16 protein-coding genes and 1 pseudogene are annotated in these 15081 nt (G+C 28.9%); 11 read left to right on the top strand and 6 right to left on the bottom strand.

The genetic code is table 11. The features are described from left to right. The first annotated feature begins 109 nt into the window (after positions 1 to 109). The 3 genes from L988_RS06295 to L988_RS06285 are packed head-to-tail and all read left to right on the top strand — an operon-like array spanning position 110 to position 3014. A complete protein-coding gene (locus tag L988_RS06295) occupies positions 110 to 1048 on the top strand; it encodes a BadF/BadG/BcrA/BcrD ATPase family protein (RefSeq protein ID WP_047382633.1) in 939 nt (312 codons plus the stop codon). Then, positions 1045 to 2169, top strand: a complete 1125-nt coding sequence (locus L988_RS06290) for an SIS domain-containing protein (protein WP_047382631.1) — start codon at positions 1045 to 1047, stop codon at positions 2167 to 2169. Before L988_RS06295 ends, L988_RS06290 begins: the two co-directional genes overlap by 4 nt. Beyond that, positions 2163 to 3014 carry a tagatose bisphosphate family class II aldolase gene (locus tag L988_RS06285; protein WP_047382629.1) on the top strand — a complete coding sequence of 284 codons (852 nt, stop codon included), beginning with the start codon at positions 2163 to 2165 and terminating at the stop codon, positions 3012 to 3014. The genes L988_RS06290 and L988_RS06285 overlap by 7 nt, the downstream gene beginning before the upstream one ends. Before the next feature lie 65 nt (positions 3015 to 3079). Here the strand turns inward: L988_RS06285 and L988_RS06280 are convergent. Beyond that, positions 3080 to 3793, bottom strand: a pseudogene (locus tag L988_RS06280) (carbohydrate deacetylase). Between the two features lie 251 nt (positions 3794 to 4044). On the opposite strand from L988_RS06280, the gene L988_RS06275 reads away from it, so the two are divergent. The 7 genes from L988_RS06275 (at position 4045) to L988_RS13940 (ending at position 8114) form a co-directional block, all read left to right on the top strand. Beyond that, a complete protein-coding gene (locus L988_RS06275) occupies positions 4045 to 4341 on the top strand; it encodes a hypothetical protein (protein WP_047382627.1) in 297 nt (98 codons plus the stop codon). A 26-nt stretch (positions 4342 to 4367) separates the two neighbouring features. After that, entirely contained in the window at positions 4368 to 5465 is a 1098-nt protein-coding gene (locus tag L988_RS06270) for a TolC family protein (protein ID WP_047382625.1), read from the top strand. A 2-nt stretch (positions 5466 to 5467) separates the two neighbouring features. Then, positions 5468 to 5914 (top strand): biotin/lipoyl-binding protein, encoded by a 447-nt coding sequence (locus L988_RS06265; RefSeq protein ID WP_047382624.1) that lies wholly within the window; start codon positions 5468 to 5470, stop codon positions 5912 to 5914. A gap of 202 nt (positions 5915 to 6116) precedes the next feature. Further along, positions 6117 to 6620, top strand: coding sequence for an HlyD family efflux transporter periplasmic adaptor subunit (locus L988_RS14035; RefSeq protein ID WP_081990307.1), 504 nt, complete (start codon positions 6117 to 6119; stop codon positions 6618 to 6620). A 14-nt stretch (positions 6621 to 6634) separates the two neighbouring features. Further along, positions 6635 to 7450: a DHA2 family efflux MFS transporter permease subunit gene (locus L988_RS13950; protein ID WP_231549828.1), complete on the top strand. Its 816-nt coding sequence runs from the start codon at positions 6635 to 6637 to the stop codon at positions 7448 to 7450. After that, positions 7450 to 7602: a hypothetical protein gene (locus L988_RS13945; RefSeq protein ID WP_231549827.1), complete on the top strand. Its 153-nt coding sequence runs from the start codon at positions 7450 to 7452 to the stop codon at positions 7600 to 7602. Before L988_RS13950 ends, L988_RS13945 begins: the two co-directional genes overlap by 1 nt. Beyond that, complete coding sequence (locus tag L988_RS13940; protein ID WP_231549826.1) at positions 7548 to 8114, top strand: MFS transporter; 567 nt, start codon at positions 7548 to 7550, stop codon at positions 8112 to 8114. The genes L988_RS13945 and L988_RS13940 overlap by 55 nt, the downstream gene beginning before the upstream one ends. Positions 8115 to 8145: 31 nt before the next feature. Here the strand turns inward: L988_RS13940 and L988_RS06250 are convergent, their stop codons facing one another. The 4 genes from L988_RS06250 to L988_RS06235 form a co-directional block, all read right to left on the bottom strand. Next, a complete protein-coding gene (locus tag L988_RS06250; protein ID WP_156110693.1) occupies positions 8146 to 8454 on the bottom strand; it encodes a hypothetical protein in 309 nt (102 codons plus the stop codon). 9 nt (positions 8455 to 8463) lie between these two features. Next, on the bottom strand, positions 8464 to 9894 hold the full coding sequence (locus L988_RS06245) for a glycoside hydrolase family 1 protein (RefSeq protein WP_197053948.1): 1431 nt from the start codon (positions 9892 to 9894) through the stop codon (positions 8464 to 8466). A 14-nt stretch (positions 9895 to 9908) separates the two neighbouring features. Continuing rightward, complete coding sequence (locus tag L988_RS06240) at positions 9909 to 11297, bottom strand: PTS transporter subunit EIIC (protein WP_052191726.1); 1389 nt, start codon at positions 11295 to 11297, stop codon at positions 9909 to 9911. Between the two features lie 140 nt (positions 11298 to 11437). Further along, positions 11438 to 13126, bottom strand: coding sequence for a GGDEF domain-containing protein (locus tag L988_RS06235; RefSeq protein ID WP_047382618.1), 1689 nt, complete (start codon positions 13124 to 13126; stop codon positions 11438 to 11440). A 150-nt stretch (positions 13127 to 13276) separates the two neighbouring features. Between L988_RS06235 and L988_RS06230 the strand changes: the two genes are divergently transcribed. Continuing rightward, entirely contained in the window at positions 13277 to 14566 is a 1290-nt protein-coding gene (locus tag L988_RS06230) for a DEAD/DEAH box helicase (protein ID WP_047382617.1), read from the top strand. Positions 14567 to 14604: 38 nt separating this feature from the next. Here L988_RS06230 and L988_RS06225 read toward each other — a convergent pair whose 3' ends face one another. Then, positions 14605 to 14970: a YbaN family protein gene (locus L988_RS06225; protein ID WP_047382616.1), complete on the bottom strand. Its 366-nt coding sequence runs from the start codon at positions 14968 to 14970 to the stop codon at positions 14605 to 14607. Between the last annotated feature and the right edge of the window lie 111 nt (positions 14971 to 15081).

The raw sequence follows: 15081 nt of genomic DNA, 5'->3' as shown, positions 1-15081 counted from the left end.
GACTTTGTCTTCAAAAAATATTTTTAGAAAAAATTTGACAAAAAGATAAAAAAAAACTATAATCAATTCAAGTGGTACATACCAGATAGATAAATATGAGGTGGTTAGGGTGAAGTTTTTTATTGGAATAGATAGCGGTGGAACAAAAACAGCTATTTCAGTGATTGATGAAAATAGACACGAAGTTTTAAATTTTTATAAAGGAACTGGTCATTATTTACAAATAGGTTTAAATGGACTAGAACAACTTTTAGAAGATATTCTCAATGAGGTTTTATATAGCCTAAATATTAATAAAAACTCGATTGGTTATATTTTTGCAGGTATTCCTGGATATGGAGAAGTTAGAGATGATCAAAAAAAAATTGAAGAAATAGCTGAAAAAGTTTGGAACGGAATTAAATTTAAATTAGGAAATGATATGAAAGCAGGATGGGCCGGTGCTCTAGCTTGTAATCCTGGAATTAATATTATAGCTGGTACTGGAGCTATTGGATACGGAGTAAATGAACTTGGAGAGGAATCACGAACAAGTGGTTGGGGACACGCTTGTGGAGATGAAGGATCTGCTTATTGGATTGCTAAAAAAGGAATTGAAGTCTTTACAAAGCAATCTGATGGAAGATATCCCAAAACTAAACTATATACAATTATGAAAACTGAATTAAATTTAAAAGAAGATTTTGATTTAATTGACCTGATCTATAATCAATATTCACTGGATAGAGGTAAAATTGCTCAGTTATCACTATTAGTTTATCAAGCCGCTGAAAAAAATGATTTTTATAGTTTAGAAATATTTAAAGAGGTTGCATTAGAAATTGGGCTTATGATAAAAGTGATCTCTCAAAAAATAAATTTTATTGAAAAACCTATAAAAGTATCTTATGTCGGAGGGGTATTTAAAGCTTCTAAATATATTTTCAATAACTTAGAAGAATATTTAAGAGAACATAAAATTGATGCGGTAATAGTAGAACCTAAATATACACCTGTTTATGGATCAGCACTTTATGGATTAAAATTATGGGAGGATAATATATCATGAATGAGTTTTATACACTAAAAGAGATTAATCAACAAAAAAGACTTTGGTTAGATACAATAAATTTAATAAAAAATAGAAAAGAAGAAATAGAAATATTTTTAAATAAAAATGACTTTAATAACAGAAAAATTATTTTTACTGGTGCAGGTACTTCAGAATTTGTTGGAAATAGTATAGCTCCATCTTTAGGAAAAAATATTATTTCAATAGCTACAACAGATATTGTTTCAAATCCTGAAAATTATTTAAAAAAAGACGAAAAATTAATATTAATTTCATGTGCTCGTTCAGGAAATAGCCCAGAAAGCCTTGCAACAGTAAAACTAGCTGATGAACTTGTAGATAACATTTCTCACATCTTAATAACTTGTAATAAAGATGGCGAATTAGCTTTAAACAAAAAAAATGATGAGAATGCTCTTGTTCTTTTAATGCCTGAAGAATCGAATGATAAAGGATTTGCGATGACAAGTAGTTTTACTTGTATGTCTTTAGCAGGACTTTTAATATTTAATTTAAACTCTTTAGAAAAAATAGAAAAAATAATAAAAATACAAATAAATAAAATTAAAGATGAAGATATAAAAATATTAATAGACTCACTTATAGATTTAGATATTTCTAGAATTATATATCTAGGAAGCTCTTGTTTAAAAGGTCTCGCAGAAGAAGCTGCATTAAAATGTTTAGAATTAACAACTGGACATATTGGATTATACTTCAACTCTCCATTAGGATTCAGACACGGACCAAAATCAATTATAAATGATACAACTATGGTTATAACTTTACTCTCAAATGATAATTATACTAGAAAGTATGAATTAGATTTACTAAAAGAGATGTTTTACGAAAATAAAAAGAAAGTATTAGTGACTTTAGATATGAAAAATTCAACTGAAGCTAAAGAGAACTCACATTACTACTATAGCTTTGATAGTGATTTCTATTCAGAAGATGTATTTAATATGTTTAGCTATATATATTTTGCACAATTATTTGCATTCTATAAATCAAAAAGCTTTGGTATAAATCCAGATAATCCTTGTCCTACTGGCGAAGTAAATAGAGTTGTCCAAGGTGTCACAATATATAATTATAAGGGGGAATCACAATGTTAGTTTCAACAAATCAAATGTTATTAGATGCACAAAAAAAAGGATACGCAGTTCCTGCTTTTAATATTCACAACTTAGAAACTATACAAGTCGTTGTTGAAACTGCAAATGAATTAAATTCACCTGTTATATTAGCAGCAACACCAAGTACAGTCAAATATGCAGGTATTGAATATTTAATAAAAATGATTGAAACTGCAAGTGAAAAATATGATATTCCTATCGCCTTCCATTTGGATCACCACGAAGATATCGATAGTATAAAAAATGCAATTCTTTTAGGATGTAAATCAGTTATGATTGATGCGTCCCATTATCCTTTTGAAGAAAATATAAAGATTGTGAAAGATGTTGTAGATTTTGCACATAGATATGATGTCAGTGTTGAAGCTGAGCTTGGAAAGCTAGTCGGACAAGAAGACGATTTAATAGTAGATGAATCTCATTCTTCATATACCGATCCAAAATTAGCTAAGATATTTGTAGAACAAACAGGAGTAAACTCATTAGCAATAGCTATAGGGACTGCTCATGGTTTATATAAAAATGAACCTAAATTGGATTACAATAGATTAAAGGAGATTAAAAATTTAATTGATATCCCTTTAGTTCTTCACGGTGCATCTGGAGTTCCTTTTGACTCAGTTAGAACAACGATAGAAGATGGTATTTGTAAAGTTAATATTGCGACAGAATTAAAAATACCATTTGCAGAAAGTTTAAAAGAATTTTTTAAAAATAATTCAAATGAAAGTGATCCTAGAAAATATTTAATTCCTGCAAAAGAAGCTATGAAAAAAGTCGTTGTAGATAAAATAATTATGTGTAAAAGTAATAATAAAGGATAAAACTTAAAAAGGAGACTTCATATTTTAATTATAGAAGCCTCCTTTTTTTATCCAAATATTTTTCACTAAATTACATTACTTTTTATTTTTCCATCATAAGACATTAGAATGTATCTATCTTTAACATAATTTTTAACTTCACTGCTCGTTAAAATCTTAAGCTCCTCTTCTCTTTTATAATTATATGAGCTAGTTTCTAATAAAGGGGCATCCACGACAGCAGGATGACACATAAACTCAATAATTTCAGTATCTTTAGTATCTATTAGAGAATAAAAATTACTTAACGAAACATTATCTTCATAGAATTCACCAATCAACTCATCATTTTTTCTATACTTCAAATTATATTTTTTTGATATAACTTGAATAGCCTCAAAAGCTTCTTTAATTCTAATATGAATATGATGATGTGAATCCATATGTGTCGGCATTTTTCCACATAACTCTTTAAATCTAAAAATCTGTGCCTCAATCTCCTTTATAAAATCCTCTTTTTCACCATTTTCCAAAAGAAGTTTATAGTTCCTAAAATTTCCTTCACCATCAGTCAAAGAAGATACTCCAAAAAGAGTCTTCCCTTTATCAAAAGTCAAATGTATACCTAAACCTAAGTCACTGTAATTTTGATACAGTTCGACAGCATCTCCTGCGTAAGGTTAATTAACCATCAGCGTCGTTGAAGATAAAATTCCATTTAAGTATGCTTCTATAATTCCCTTATTAACACCAGGAGATAATCCGAAATCATCGGCATTAACAATTAGTTTTTTCTTCATATGTAAAACCTCCATTGTTTTATAGATACTATTTTCATTCTTTTTGTTTTATAATAGTAGAAAAAGATTTGATATAAGTATATCATTTTAAATTTTATTGTAAAGTTAATTTATTTTCACAATTAAATAGTAATACTTTGTAGGAAATTATAGATATTTAGAGAATAATTATCTTAGAAAATAATTACAATATAAATCTATTGAAGTGTATTAAATTTAAATTTAATCATTTTATCAGGAGTGAGAACTTTATGAGAACACATATCCTTTTTATAATCTTACCTATTTTAATAACAGGATGCTTAGCAACCCCTAAAGTTACTGAAACTCCTATCAAAACTTTAATCACAAAAAATAAACCAAAAAATAACTCTGTTTTTTTTAAATCTCATGAGTGGTGGATAAATGCAAATAATCATGAATTAACCTCTCTTATTAATGAAGTTTTAAAAACAAATAGTAACATTAAAATTTCTAAACTTAATATTGAAAAAGCTATATATACTTTAAACTCCACAAAAATTCAAATCTTTCTAGTGTCGATTTAGCTGCTGATTGGAATCGAAACCATGTTTTGACAACTAGTGTTAAAACAGATTTGGATATTAAAAATAGTGATACTATCAACCTTGGTTCTGTGGGTATTCAAGCACAATATATTTTTGATCTTTGGGGGAAATTTGATGCTTTAGAAAAGCAAGCACAATATTCAAAACTAGCAACAGAACTTCAAAGTGAGTGGAGTACTCTCACTCTTTCAACTCTTGTTGCAAATCTCTATGGAAAATATATTCTCCTTGTAAAAGAGGAAAATATTTTCCAAAGAAAATTAAATATTGCAGAGGAAATTTTAAAATATGAAAATATTCTTTATCAAACTGGTCTTGGAAATAACAAAAATATTTCTATCGCTAAAAACAATATTCTATCTTTAAAACAAAATATTGTTGATATAAATACACAAAAGGTGATATTAAAAAATAGTTTCTACATTCTTGTTGGCGATGTTAATTCACAAACTATTGATAACACATTAGCTAAAATAGATTCTAATACACATAAATTCGATTATTTTTTAAATATTCCTGATTATATTGATTCTGATATAGCTATTAATAGACCTGATATGAAATATTATTTAGCTTTAATTAATTCAGAAAAAGAAAATTTAAAATCTCTAAAAGCTGATTTTTATCCTAGATTTTCTATCACGGGGAAATATTTATATCAAAATATAAATGTTCAAGATCTGTTGAAAGCACATAGTACATTGTGGGAAATGGGACCAAGCTTATACCTACCTTTATTCAATAGAAATACGCTTACTCAAAACTATAAAATTGCTGGGGTTAATATAAATATCTTTATTGAGAACTACAATATTAATCTAATCAAAGCTTACCAAGATATCAATAACAATCTCAATATTTTAAAAGCATCAAAATCAAGTAATTTTTCCGAAGAAAGTAAATATAAAAATATAAAATCTAACTATTCGGATAGCGATACTCTTTATAAAATTGGAAGTATATCAAAGCTTGAACTTTTAAATTCTGAAAACAATTTACTTGATACTGAGTTAAGTTACATTGAAAATAACTTTAATCTGTATACAAATCAAATTAACTTAATCGGGTCTATCGGTAGCTACTATAAAAATGAGGTGAAATAACAGTGGAAAATCAAATTGAAATATCTAATGAAACTAAAGTTAAAAATAGAGCAGATGCCAAAAAGAAAATCGGAATATTTCTTATAATTATTTTTTTCATTGGAATTTTATACTTACTTTACTATGTAATTTTTTTAAAAGGCTATGAAGAAACTGAAAATGCTTATATCCATGGAAATCAAGTGTCTATAACAACACAAATTAGTGGCGTTATCAATGAGATTAACGTACAGGATACCCAACCTATAACAATTGGAACTTCTGTTATAAAACTAGATACAATTAATTATGAAATTGCTCTTAAAGATGCTGAAACAAAATTAGCTGACGCAGTAAGAAAATATTATACATTACAAAACACTGTAAAAGTTAATGAAAATAACACTTTAACTGCTAAAGCTAACCTTATTCTTGCTGATAAAAACTTTAAAAAGACAAACAATATCTAGCAGCACAGGAATAACAAGTAAAGAAAGTTTTGATACAACTAACTTTAAATATATCGATAGTAAAAATGCCTACGAGCAAAGCCTAACTAATTTAGAAAATAGTAAAATAGAAGCTTTTAGCTCTTATATATACTCTCATCCTGTTGTGGCTGTAGCTATTGAGAATCTAAAAAACGCCTAATATAATTTAGAAAAAACTAAGATTTTCTCACCTATATCTGGTGTAATAGCCCAAAAACAAGTTAATTTAGGGCAACAAGTTGGTGCTGGTCAAACACTTTTTACTGTTGTTGATTTAAATAAAACTTGGATTAATGCAAACTTTAAAGAAACTCAGCTTAGAGATATCAAGCTTGGAAACCATGTTGAAATCAAAAGTGACTTGAATGGTAAAACTTATAGTGGTGTTGTCACTGGAATATCTGCTGGTTCAGGAAGTGCCTTCGCTTTAATCCCAACACAAAATGCTACTAGAAACTGGATTAAGATTGTCCAACGTGTTCCTGTTCGTATTGATTTTAATCAGGATAGTTTAAATAAAAATGGTGTTCTACCGATTGGAACAACTTTGACAGTTAAAGTTAATACAAACAAAAATGTTGATATCCCCAACCAGTTTATAGAACAAAAATCTGAACTATATAAAATTGATGAAAAAGCATTAAACTCATTGATTGAAAAAATAATTAATAGTAATAGTTTTTAAGGAGGTTATGGCTTATGAACTCATCAGTTATCTTTGCTACAATCGCCTTAGCTATTGGATCTTTTATGAATGTTCTTGATATGACCATAGTCAACGTTTCTTTAAGTCACATTGCTGGTGATTTCGCTGTAGTTCCTGATCAAGGAACTTGGGTTATCACTTCCTACGCTGTCGCTGAAGCTATATTTTTACCACTTATTGGATGGTTGACTAAACGTTTTGGAATTATTAAACAATACTTAGCTGCAACACTACTTTTCACTTTAGTTAGTATGCTTTGTGATATAAGTCCATCTTATAATTTTTTATTAAGCATGAGAATTTTACAAGGAGTTGTTAGAGCTAGTATGATTCCACTCTCTCAAACACTTATGCTAAAATTATATCCTAAAGAGAAAAAAGGAATAGCCTTAGGGATTTGCTCTATGACTATTGTTATTGCACCTGTTGTTGGTCCTGTTTTAGGGGGATGGGTAACTGATACTGCTTCTTGGAGATGGTGTTTTTATATCAATCTTCCCTTTGGTATAATATCAAGCTTAATTGTTTACTACATCTTTAAAAAAGATATCGCCAAAGAAAAAACTGTTAAAGAACCAATTGATATAATTGGATTTATTCTTTTAGTCATCGGTGTTGGTTCTCTACAACTTATACTAGATAAGGGAAATGATTTAGACTGGTTTTCCAATAATATTATTGTTGGACTCAGTATATCAGCTTTTGTTTTCTTAGTCCTCTTAGTTATTTGGGAATGGCATCATGAATCCCCAGTTGTAAATGTTCGACTATTTTTAAATAGAAATTTTTTGTCGGTTCGTTCGCTTTGATGTTTTCTGTTTTAGCATACTTTAGCGGTGTTGTTGCAATTCCCCTTTGGTTACAAAACTATATGGGATACTCTGCTTTTGTTAGTGGAAAATCAACATGTACACTTGGAGTTGCCATATTGATGGTAGCTCCTATCCTTGGAAAAAAATAGATCATTTAGATGCTAGAAAAGTAGCTGCTTTCGGATTCTTTCTACTGGGTATCTCCACATTTTTTACAGCGAGTTACTCACCACAAATAACTCCAGAATATGTTGCATTAACCAGATTTTTTAACGGCTTTGGTGTTGGTATATTCTTTATATCTTTAAACACATTAACTCTTTCAAATATTAGTAACGAAAATTTGGCTAGTGCTTCAGGGATATATAATTTTATGAGAAATATAGGGAGTAGTTTGGGAACATCTTTAGTTATCCCTGCTTGGAATCACGCAATGGCTTTTCATCATAACATGATGGTATCTAGCATAACGGTTGCTAATCCAAATATTGAAAGTTTCTCAAGTAACTCATTAGCTTTAATAAACCAGGAAGTTATTATTCAATCTTCTATTATGGGAATTAATGATATTTTAATCGGAAGTGGAGTTATAGCTCTTATCCTTATACCGTTTCTATTTCTAGGTACCTCAACTAAGTCAACAATAAAAGGGAGTCAATAACGACTCCCTTTTTTACTTCCTCATACTCTTTTTATCTATCTTTTCCAAACTCAAAATATATATTAGATAAAATTTCAAACTGTTCTTGCTTAAAATCATACTCCAAGTTTTTGAGTAAACGTTCTTGAAGTTCCTCATTTTTTTGAGAATAGATAAAATTAAGTTGTTTATCATATCTCATTCCTAAACTACTCCCTATTTTCCATTTTAAAAAATCATAAAAAGTTTCTTTACTATACTCCTCTGGTATCAAAACTCTTTCAAAGTCAATTTTATCAAAAACTTGTAAAATTAATTGAAATCTTTTCTCTTTAACTCTCTTCATTATCAAATTTTCCAAACTTATCACCTACATCTCTTCGCCATGTGTTTGAATAACTTTTTGATACCAGTAGAAACTATCTTTTTTTATACGTTTCATATCTTTTAAATCAAAGTCATCTCTATTTATATATACAAAACCATATCTTTTCTTAAACCCTTGATGAGAACTTAAAATATCCATAACTGACCAAGGAGAGTAACCCCACATCTCAACACCATCTTCCATCGCAAGTCTACAGGCTTCAATATGATCTCTCAAATAATCAATTCTATAGCTATCATGAACTTTTCCATCTTCTGTTAATACATCATGTGCACCTAATCCATTTTCAGCTATAATCATTGGCAATCTGTATTTTTCATAATATCTATTTAAAACCAATCTAAGACCCGATGGATCTATCTGTGCTCCATACTCACTCGCTTTTAAATTCTCATTTTTTATATGTCTAAAATATCCATATTGATCAAAGTCAACTTGATTCATGATAGACTCTCTTTCACCTAAAACATGATTTTCATCAACTGGTAAATGCTTTATACAAAGAGTTCTATAGTAATTAACAGCTATAAAATCATTTGTAGCTCCTTTTAAAATATCCTTATCGATAGCCTCTGTTTTAGGAACAATGTTTCTCTCTTTTAAGTATCTCATATAATATTTTGGATACTCACCATAAACATGCATATCTAAAGCGTACTCAGTTTTAAAACAATCGTTCATCTTAGCTGCCCATACATCCTCCGGCTTACTTGTTGCCGGGTATGAACAAGTTGATGAAACAGCTGGACCTATTTTTCCATTTTCAACAACTTTTCTAAAAACTTTAACAGTTAAAGCGTGAGCTAAAAACATGTGATAATCCATTTGAGCTCTCATTCTATCCGCTTCCCATTTATTCTCAACATCTATGTTCATTCTCTCATCAACTCTAACCATTAAATTTTGCTCGTTATGAACTTGCCAATTTTTTACTTTAGCACCAAATCTTTCAAAACATATTTTTGCATAACGTTCAAAAGCAAAAGCACACTCTCTATCTTCCCATCCATTATATTTTTCAACCAATGCATAAGGTAAATCAAAATGATAAAGTGTTATAAAAGGCATAATCCCCTTTTCTAAAAGATAATCAATAACTTGATCATAAAACTTTATTCCATCCTCATTTATCTCTCCATCACCAGTTGGAATAATTCTAGCCCAAGAGATTGAGAATCTATAAAGCTGAAGTCCTAACTCACTCATTAAATCTATATCAGCTTTCCAGTTGTTATAAAAATCACTCGCAACTTTTGAGTCAGCCTGTTTATCTGAACGTTTAAACGAATTGAAATCTGCAACAGTTTTTCCTTTTCCCCCTTGATTCCATCCACCTTCAATTTGAAAAGCTGATGATGATGCTCCCCATAAAAAGTTTTCTGGGAATTTTTTCATTTTATCTTGTATATCCATTTTCACTCCTCTATCTATTTTTCTAAACTTTCAATATCTTCAAATCCAAATAGGAATGTTAAAAGAGCCGAACCAAAAAATGCAACTCCAATTCCTATTAGATAAAACACAAATTTTTTCATTCCAAATGCAGCATAAGTTGCTATTGTTAAAACTCCATTGTTAGCAAACGAGTCTCCATAAACTCCTCCAGCTCCCATTATAGCTCCTCCTAATGCACCACATACAACAGCATATATCATAGGTTTTTTCAATCTTAGGTTACATCCATATATTGCTGGTTCTGTTATTCCACATAAAGCTGCCGAAATACTCGCCGAAGCAGCTATCGTTTCTAAATTTTTATTTTTTGTTTTTAACATAACTCCAAGAGCCGCTCCACCTTGAGAAAAGTTTGCTGCACCAGCAAAAGCCAATAAATTCTGACGACCAAAAAGTGCCACATCATTTATCCCAATTGGAATCAACGCTCTATGTGCTCCAAAAATTACAAACACACACCACATTCCTCCTACAAAAGCTCCACAAAGAATCGGACTAATTCCCATCAAAGTTCCATACATAAAGCTTATCATATTTCCTATATATATTCCAATAGGTCCAAAGAATAAAAATATGGCAGGAATCATAATAATCAATGATAAACCTGGAACTAATATTATTTTTAACACCTCTGGTATAATTTTTTCTAAAAATTTTTGCACATAACTTAAAATAAAAACTCCAATTACAATTGGAATAACCGAGGATGTATAACTCGCTTTTGTTACCTCTAGCCCAAACATGTAAACAGATGAACTTCCAGCCATGAGAGCTACAATTGCAGGAGAACACATCGTTCCACCAAGTGCCATAGCTATAAATTCATTTGCTTTAAATACTTTTGCACTCGTATAAGCTAAAATTATTGGCATAAAATAAAATATTGCATCTGTTGCTGTCATAATTATTGTATAAGTTTGATTGCCTGTTATATCAATTCCTTTATTTGATGCTAAAATTCTTGCAACTGTCAAAGCCCCTTTAAGTAAACCTGATGCTGCAATTGCCGGTACCATTGGGGTGAAAATTGTAGAAATTGCAATTAAAATCCTATTCCATATATTTCCAACTTCTAAACTTTCATTTTTATTTTCTTCTTTTTTCACTTCATCTTTTTGTGATAATATAGGTACAATCTCTAAGTAAATTTTTTCAACTTTCGAACCTATAACAACCTGAAGTTGACCTCCACTTTCTATTACAGATATAACTCCTTCTAACTGTTCTATCCTTTTTTTATCAACTAACTTCAAATCTTTAAGAACAAACCTTAATCGAGTAAAACAATATGTCAACTCTTTAACATTGAATGTTCCTCCTACTTCCTTTAATATATCTCGTCCTATTTTATTGTAATTCATATATAAATTTTCTCCTTTTATGATAATCAAGTTCATTATATTTAAATTCTACCATTATAGTGTAGTATTTGCAATTTTTTTTACTTCAAATATTTTTACAATAAAATAAAAAAGGTACTCATTTCTAAGTACCTAATTATTTACACAAAATTATTTATTATTTTATTTTTACCAGACTTTTTTGCTTCGTAAAGAAGTTTATCACTCTCTTCATAAACTTTATTACATTTTCGAGATAATCCTCCACTCACTGTTACTTTTATATCTCTAATCCAAACTAAGCTCTCAATAGTCTTTCTTATATCTTCGCTTATAGCTACACATTTCTCTTGAGAGCAATACTCTTCTAAAAATAAGACAGCAAATTCTTCTCCACCAATCCTATATACTTTTACTTTATACAACTCCTCTTTCATCAATAAAAGTTGTCCTATCTTTCTTAAAACACTATCTCCAAATCCATGGCCATAAGTATCATTTATTTTTTTAAAGTTATCTATATCAAATATCAGCATATAATAATCTTTATTAGAAATCTTAACCATCGTACTATCGAATGATTTTCTATTGTTAATTTTAGTTAAAAAATCAGTTGTAGAAACTTCTTGTAGTCCTACAGCTTTCTTAAAAGAGAAAATAATTACTAACAATAAACTAATAATATATAAAGACATCCTGATAACTCTATTAACTAGGATTTTATACTCTCTATTAGAAATTCCACTCTCCATAGATTCAATCATATATAATGATAACATTTTATAGTTTATTTCATTTATTTCTGTAATTTTTCTATCATATTTTCTTTTTAAATGCTCATATTTTTCAAAATTATCAGTTTTTCTATAATATTCAAATAAAATTTCATAACTATAATACAAAAATCCAAAATCACTTTTATTTTCAACAGAATTTAGAATATTCAATGTTTTTTCCTCTGAAAATTCAAGTATTGCAAAATATAGATTATATAAGGACTCAGCAACTGAGTAATATATATGTTCATCTATAAAATAAGAAATTTTTCTTTTAGATAAGAATTTTTGAGCTTTTATTAAATGGTCATACGATTTCTTTTCATTTCCCAAATAAGCATAATTATAACTATATAACGAATGAACTACAACCATCAAACTATCAGTATAAGGCTCTTTCTCTTCTGAAGATTTTGCCACTATTTTATCTAAAGCTTCTAACGATCTATTATAATTAGAAATTCTTATATTATTTTCTGCTAAATTTAAAAGTGCAACAATTTTTACTTGGTTTGAATCTTTGTAATTTCGTTCCTCTTTTAATATACTCTCTAATATTTCATTTGATATTTCATAACCATTTAAACTACTAATAATAATAGATAAGCCCATTTTTCCTCGATCAACATCATAATCACTATCAACATACTTTGCTAATTTTATGTACTCTAAACAATATCTAATTGACTCTAAAAAATTTTGACGTCGCATTTTTAAAACCCTAAGTTTATTTAACACAAATAGAGAATTTTTAGGAGATAATTGATCGCTTAATAAAAGTTTTCCTAGCATATAGCTCCCTAATTCGACTCCATTTTCACTATTTAATAAAGGTCTTGCAATCTCTACAACTTCATCATATCTAGAGTTATACTCCCGCTCTTTTATATTTTCAAATTGCTCTAAAACAGACTTTTCTAAAACTGTTAACTTCCCTTTTAATTCCTTTGAATCAATTTCTTCTATTAACTCTTTAGGAAAAGTTTTTCTATTTACTTGCTTCCAAAGTCCTTTAGTAAAAAAAACTCCAAAAACTAAAAAAAACAGAACAACTGTCCAATATCTTTTCTTCATCAAATCCCCCTTATTTTACTTATCTCAGACTTTAATTATAACATATTAAATCCCTTTTTTATAACACCTACAATTAAATTTCTATATTATTTTTCTTAAAAGAATGCTATAATGATGGATAAACAAAAAATATTTTTAAATGGAGATGTAATGAACTTTAATGAATTTAATTTTAAACACGAAATAATGACACAGATTACTGCTGTTGGATATAAAGAAGCAACACCTATACAAGCTGAAGCTATTCCAACTATTTTAAGCGGGATAGATGTACTTGGACTTGCTAAAACGGGAACTGGAAAAACTGCGGCTTTTGTTCTCCCTATCTTAGAAAAAATAGCTACAACTAAAGGTAAGGGAAAGGGAGTAAGAGCACTTATTATAGCCCCGACTAGAGAACTTGCTGAGCAGATTAACAACACAATACTGCAACTAGGTAAAGGTATTGGAATTAAAACTTTAGCCGTTTATGGTGGTACTTCTGTTAAGAAGCAGATTGATGTTCTTAAAACTGGTGTTGACATCGTTGTTGGTTGTCCTGGAAGAATTTTAGATCACATCAATCAAGGAAATCTAGGATTAACAAGACTTGAATTCCTTGTTCTTGACGAAGCTGACCATATGTTAGATATGGGATTCTTAAAAGATATCGAAAAAATCGTTAAACACACACCAAAAAAGAAACAAACTCTGTTTTTCTCTGCAACAATGCCAAAAGAGATTAAAACTCTTGCATTTAAAGTTTTAGAGAAGAATCACAAAACTATTGAAATAGAATATAAAGATCCTGTAAAACTTATTGAACATGAGTTATATCACGTTGAAAATCTTGATAAAAAAGCTAAATTAGTTGAAATTTTAGAAAATTCTGATATTGAATCAGTTATTATTTTTACTAACGGTAAACATAAAGCTAAATATTTAAGTAGAGTTTTAGAAAATAAAGGTTTTAAAGCTGTTCATTTCCAAGGAAACCTTTCTCAAAACCAAAGAGATGCAGCTTTATCAGGTTTTAGAAATGGAACTTATAATATTTTAGTTGCTACTGATATTGCTGCAAGAGGATTAGATATCCCTCAAGTTACGCATGTTATCAACTATGATCTTCCTAAAACTGCTGAAGCTTTTACCCACAGAAGTGGAAGAACTGGAAGAGCAAATAAAAATGGTATCGTTTTGACTTTCTCAGCCTTTGAAGATAAAAAATTCTTAGCTGATATTATAAAAACAAACAAAACTGAATTTGTGACAATTCACGGACAAGAAGGAAAAACTGCTCCTAAAAAACCAAAAGATACTTTTAAACAAAGACCTAAAAGAGAGTTCGATTCAACTAAAAAATCAAATTCTGAAACTAGTAAAAAATCATCTGGTAATAAGTTTTGGCAAAAAAAAGCTGAAAACAAAAGAGCTAAAACAAACAAGACAAACACAAAGTAGTTAAAAAAAGGATTTAGTATATTGCTAAATCCTTTTTTTTACTCTGCCTTTAAGGTTTTCAATTTCAACAAATGAGTTAAAACTGCAAAAAATATTATTACTAAAGCCGTTCTTCCATAAATATTATTCATAGATAAAAAACCTTTTCCCATCCCTAAGGTCATAACTATTATTGCTATAACTTTATTCTTATAAGTTATTCCTTTTTTTTCCGTATAATCTTTTATATATTTTCCAAATATTTTATTTTCTAAAAGTAATCTATGGAACTTCTCAGAACTTCTTTCAAAAAGAAATGCAGATAATAAAACAAATGGGGTCGTCGGCAAAATAGGTAAAAATATCCCTATAGTTCCTAGCAATAATGATAAGCACCCCAACATAAAAAATAACTTTTTTTTCATAAAATCCTCCCAAGTTTAATTTATACTATTTTAGCATATTTTACTTTGAATTTCAAATTATTTAAATATTTAATATTATTTTCTTGCAAAACAATAAATATTGTGGTAATA

It is taken from the genome of Cetobacterium sp. ZWU0022, assembly GCF_000800875.1.
GTDB lineage: Bacteria > Fusobacteriota > Fusobacteriia > Fusobacteriales > Fusobacteriaceae > Cetobacterium_A.
The sequence above is the reverse complement of the archived record's forward strand: the minus strand, read 5'-3'. Positions and strand labels throughout refer to the sequence as shown.

Excerpts from the sequence above, each read along its gene's own strand:
- L988_RS06290 (WP_047382631.1), top strand. The coding sequence starts at position 1,045 with ATGAATGAGTTTTATACACTAAAAGAGATTAATCAACAAAAAAGACTT.
- L988_RS06285 (WP_047382629.1), top strand. The coding sequence starts at position 2,163 with ATGTTAGTTTCAACAAATCAAATGTTATTAGATGCACAAAAAAAAGGA.
- L988_RS06275 (WP_047382627.1), top strand. The coding sequence starts at position 4,045 with ATGAGAACACATATCCTTTTTATAATCTTACCTATTTTAATAACAGGA.
- L988_RS13950 (WP_231549828.1), top strand. The coding sequence starts at position 6,635 with ATGAACTCATCAGTTATCTTTGCTACAATCGCCTTAGCTATTGGATCT.
- L988_RS13945 (WP_231549827.1), top strand. The coding sequence starts at position 7,450 with ATGTTTTCTGTTTTAGCATACTTTAGCGGTGTTGTTGCAATTCCCCTT.
- L988_RS13940 (WP_231549826.1), top strand. The coding sequence starts at position 7,548 with ATGTACACTTGGAGTTGCCATATTGATGGTAGCTCCTATCCTTGGAAA.
- L988_RS06245 (WP_197053948.1), bottom strand. The coding sequence starts at position 9,894 with ATGGATATACAAGATAAAATGAAAAAATTCCCAGAAAACTTTTTATGG.
- L988_RS06240 (WP_052191726.1), bottom strand. The coding sequence starts at position 11,297 with ATGAATTACAATAAAATAGGACGAGATATATTAAAGGAAGTAGGAGGA.
- L988_RS06235 (WP_047382618.1), bottom strand. The coding sequence starts at position 13,126 with ATGAAGAAAAGATATTGGACAGTTGTTCTGTTTTTTTTAGTTTTTGGA.
- L988_RS06230 (WP_047382617.1), top strand. The coding sequence starts at position 13,277 with ATGAACTTTAATGAATTTAATTTTAAACACGAAATAATGACACAGATT.
- L988_RS06225 (WP_047382616.1), bottom strand. The coding sequence starts at position 14,970 with ATGAAAAAAAAGTTATTTTTTATGTTGGGGTGCTTATCATTATTGCTA.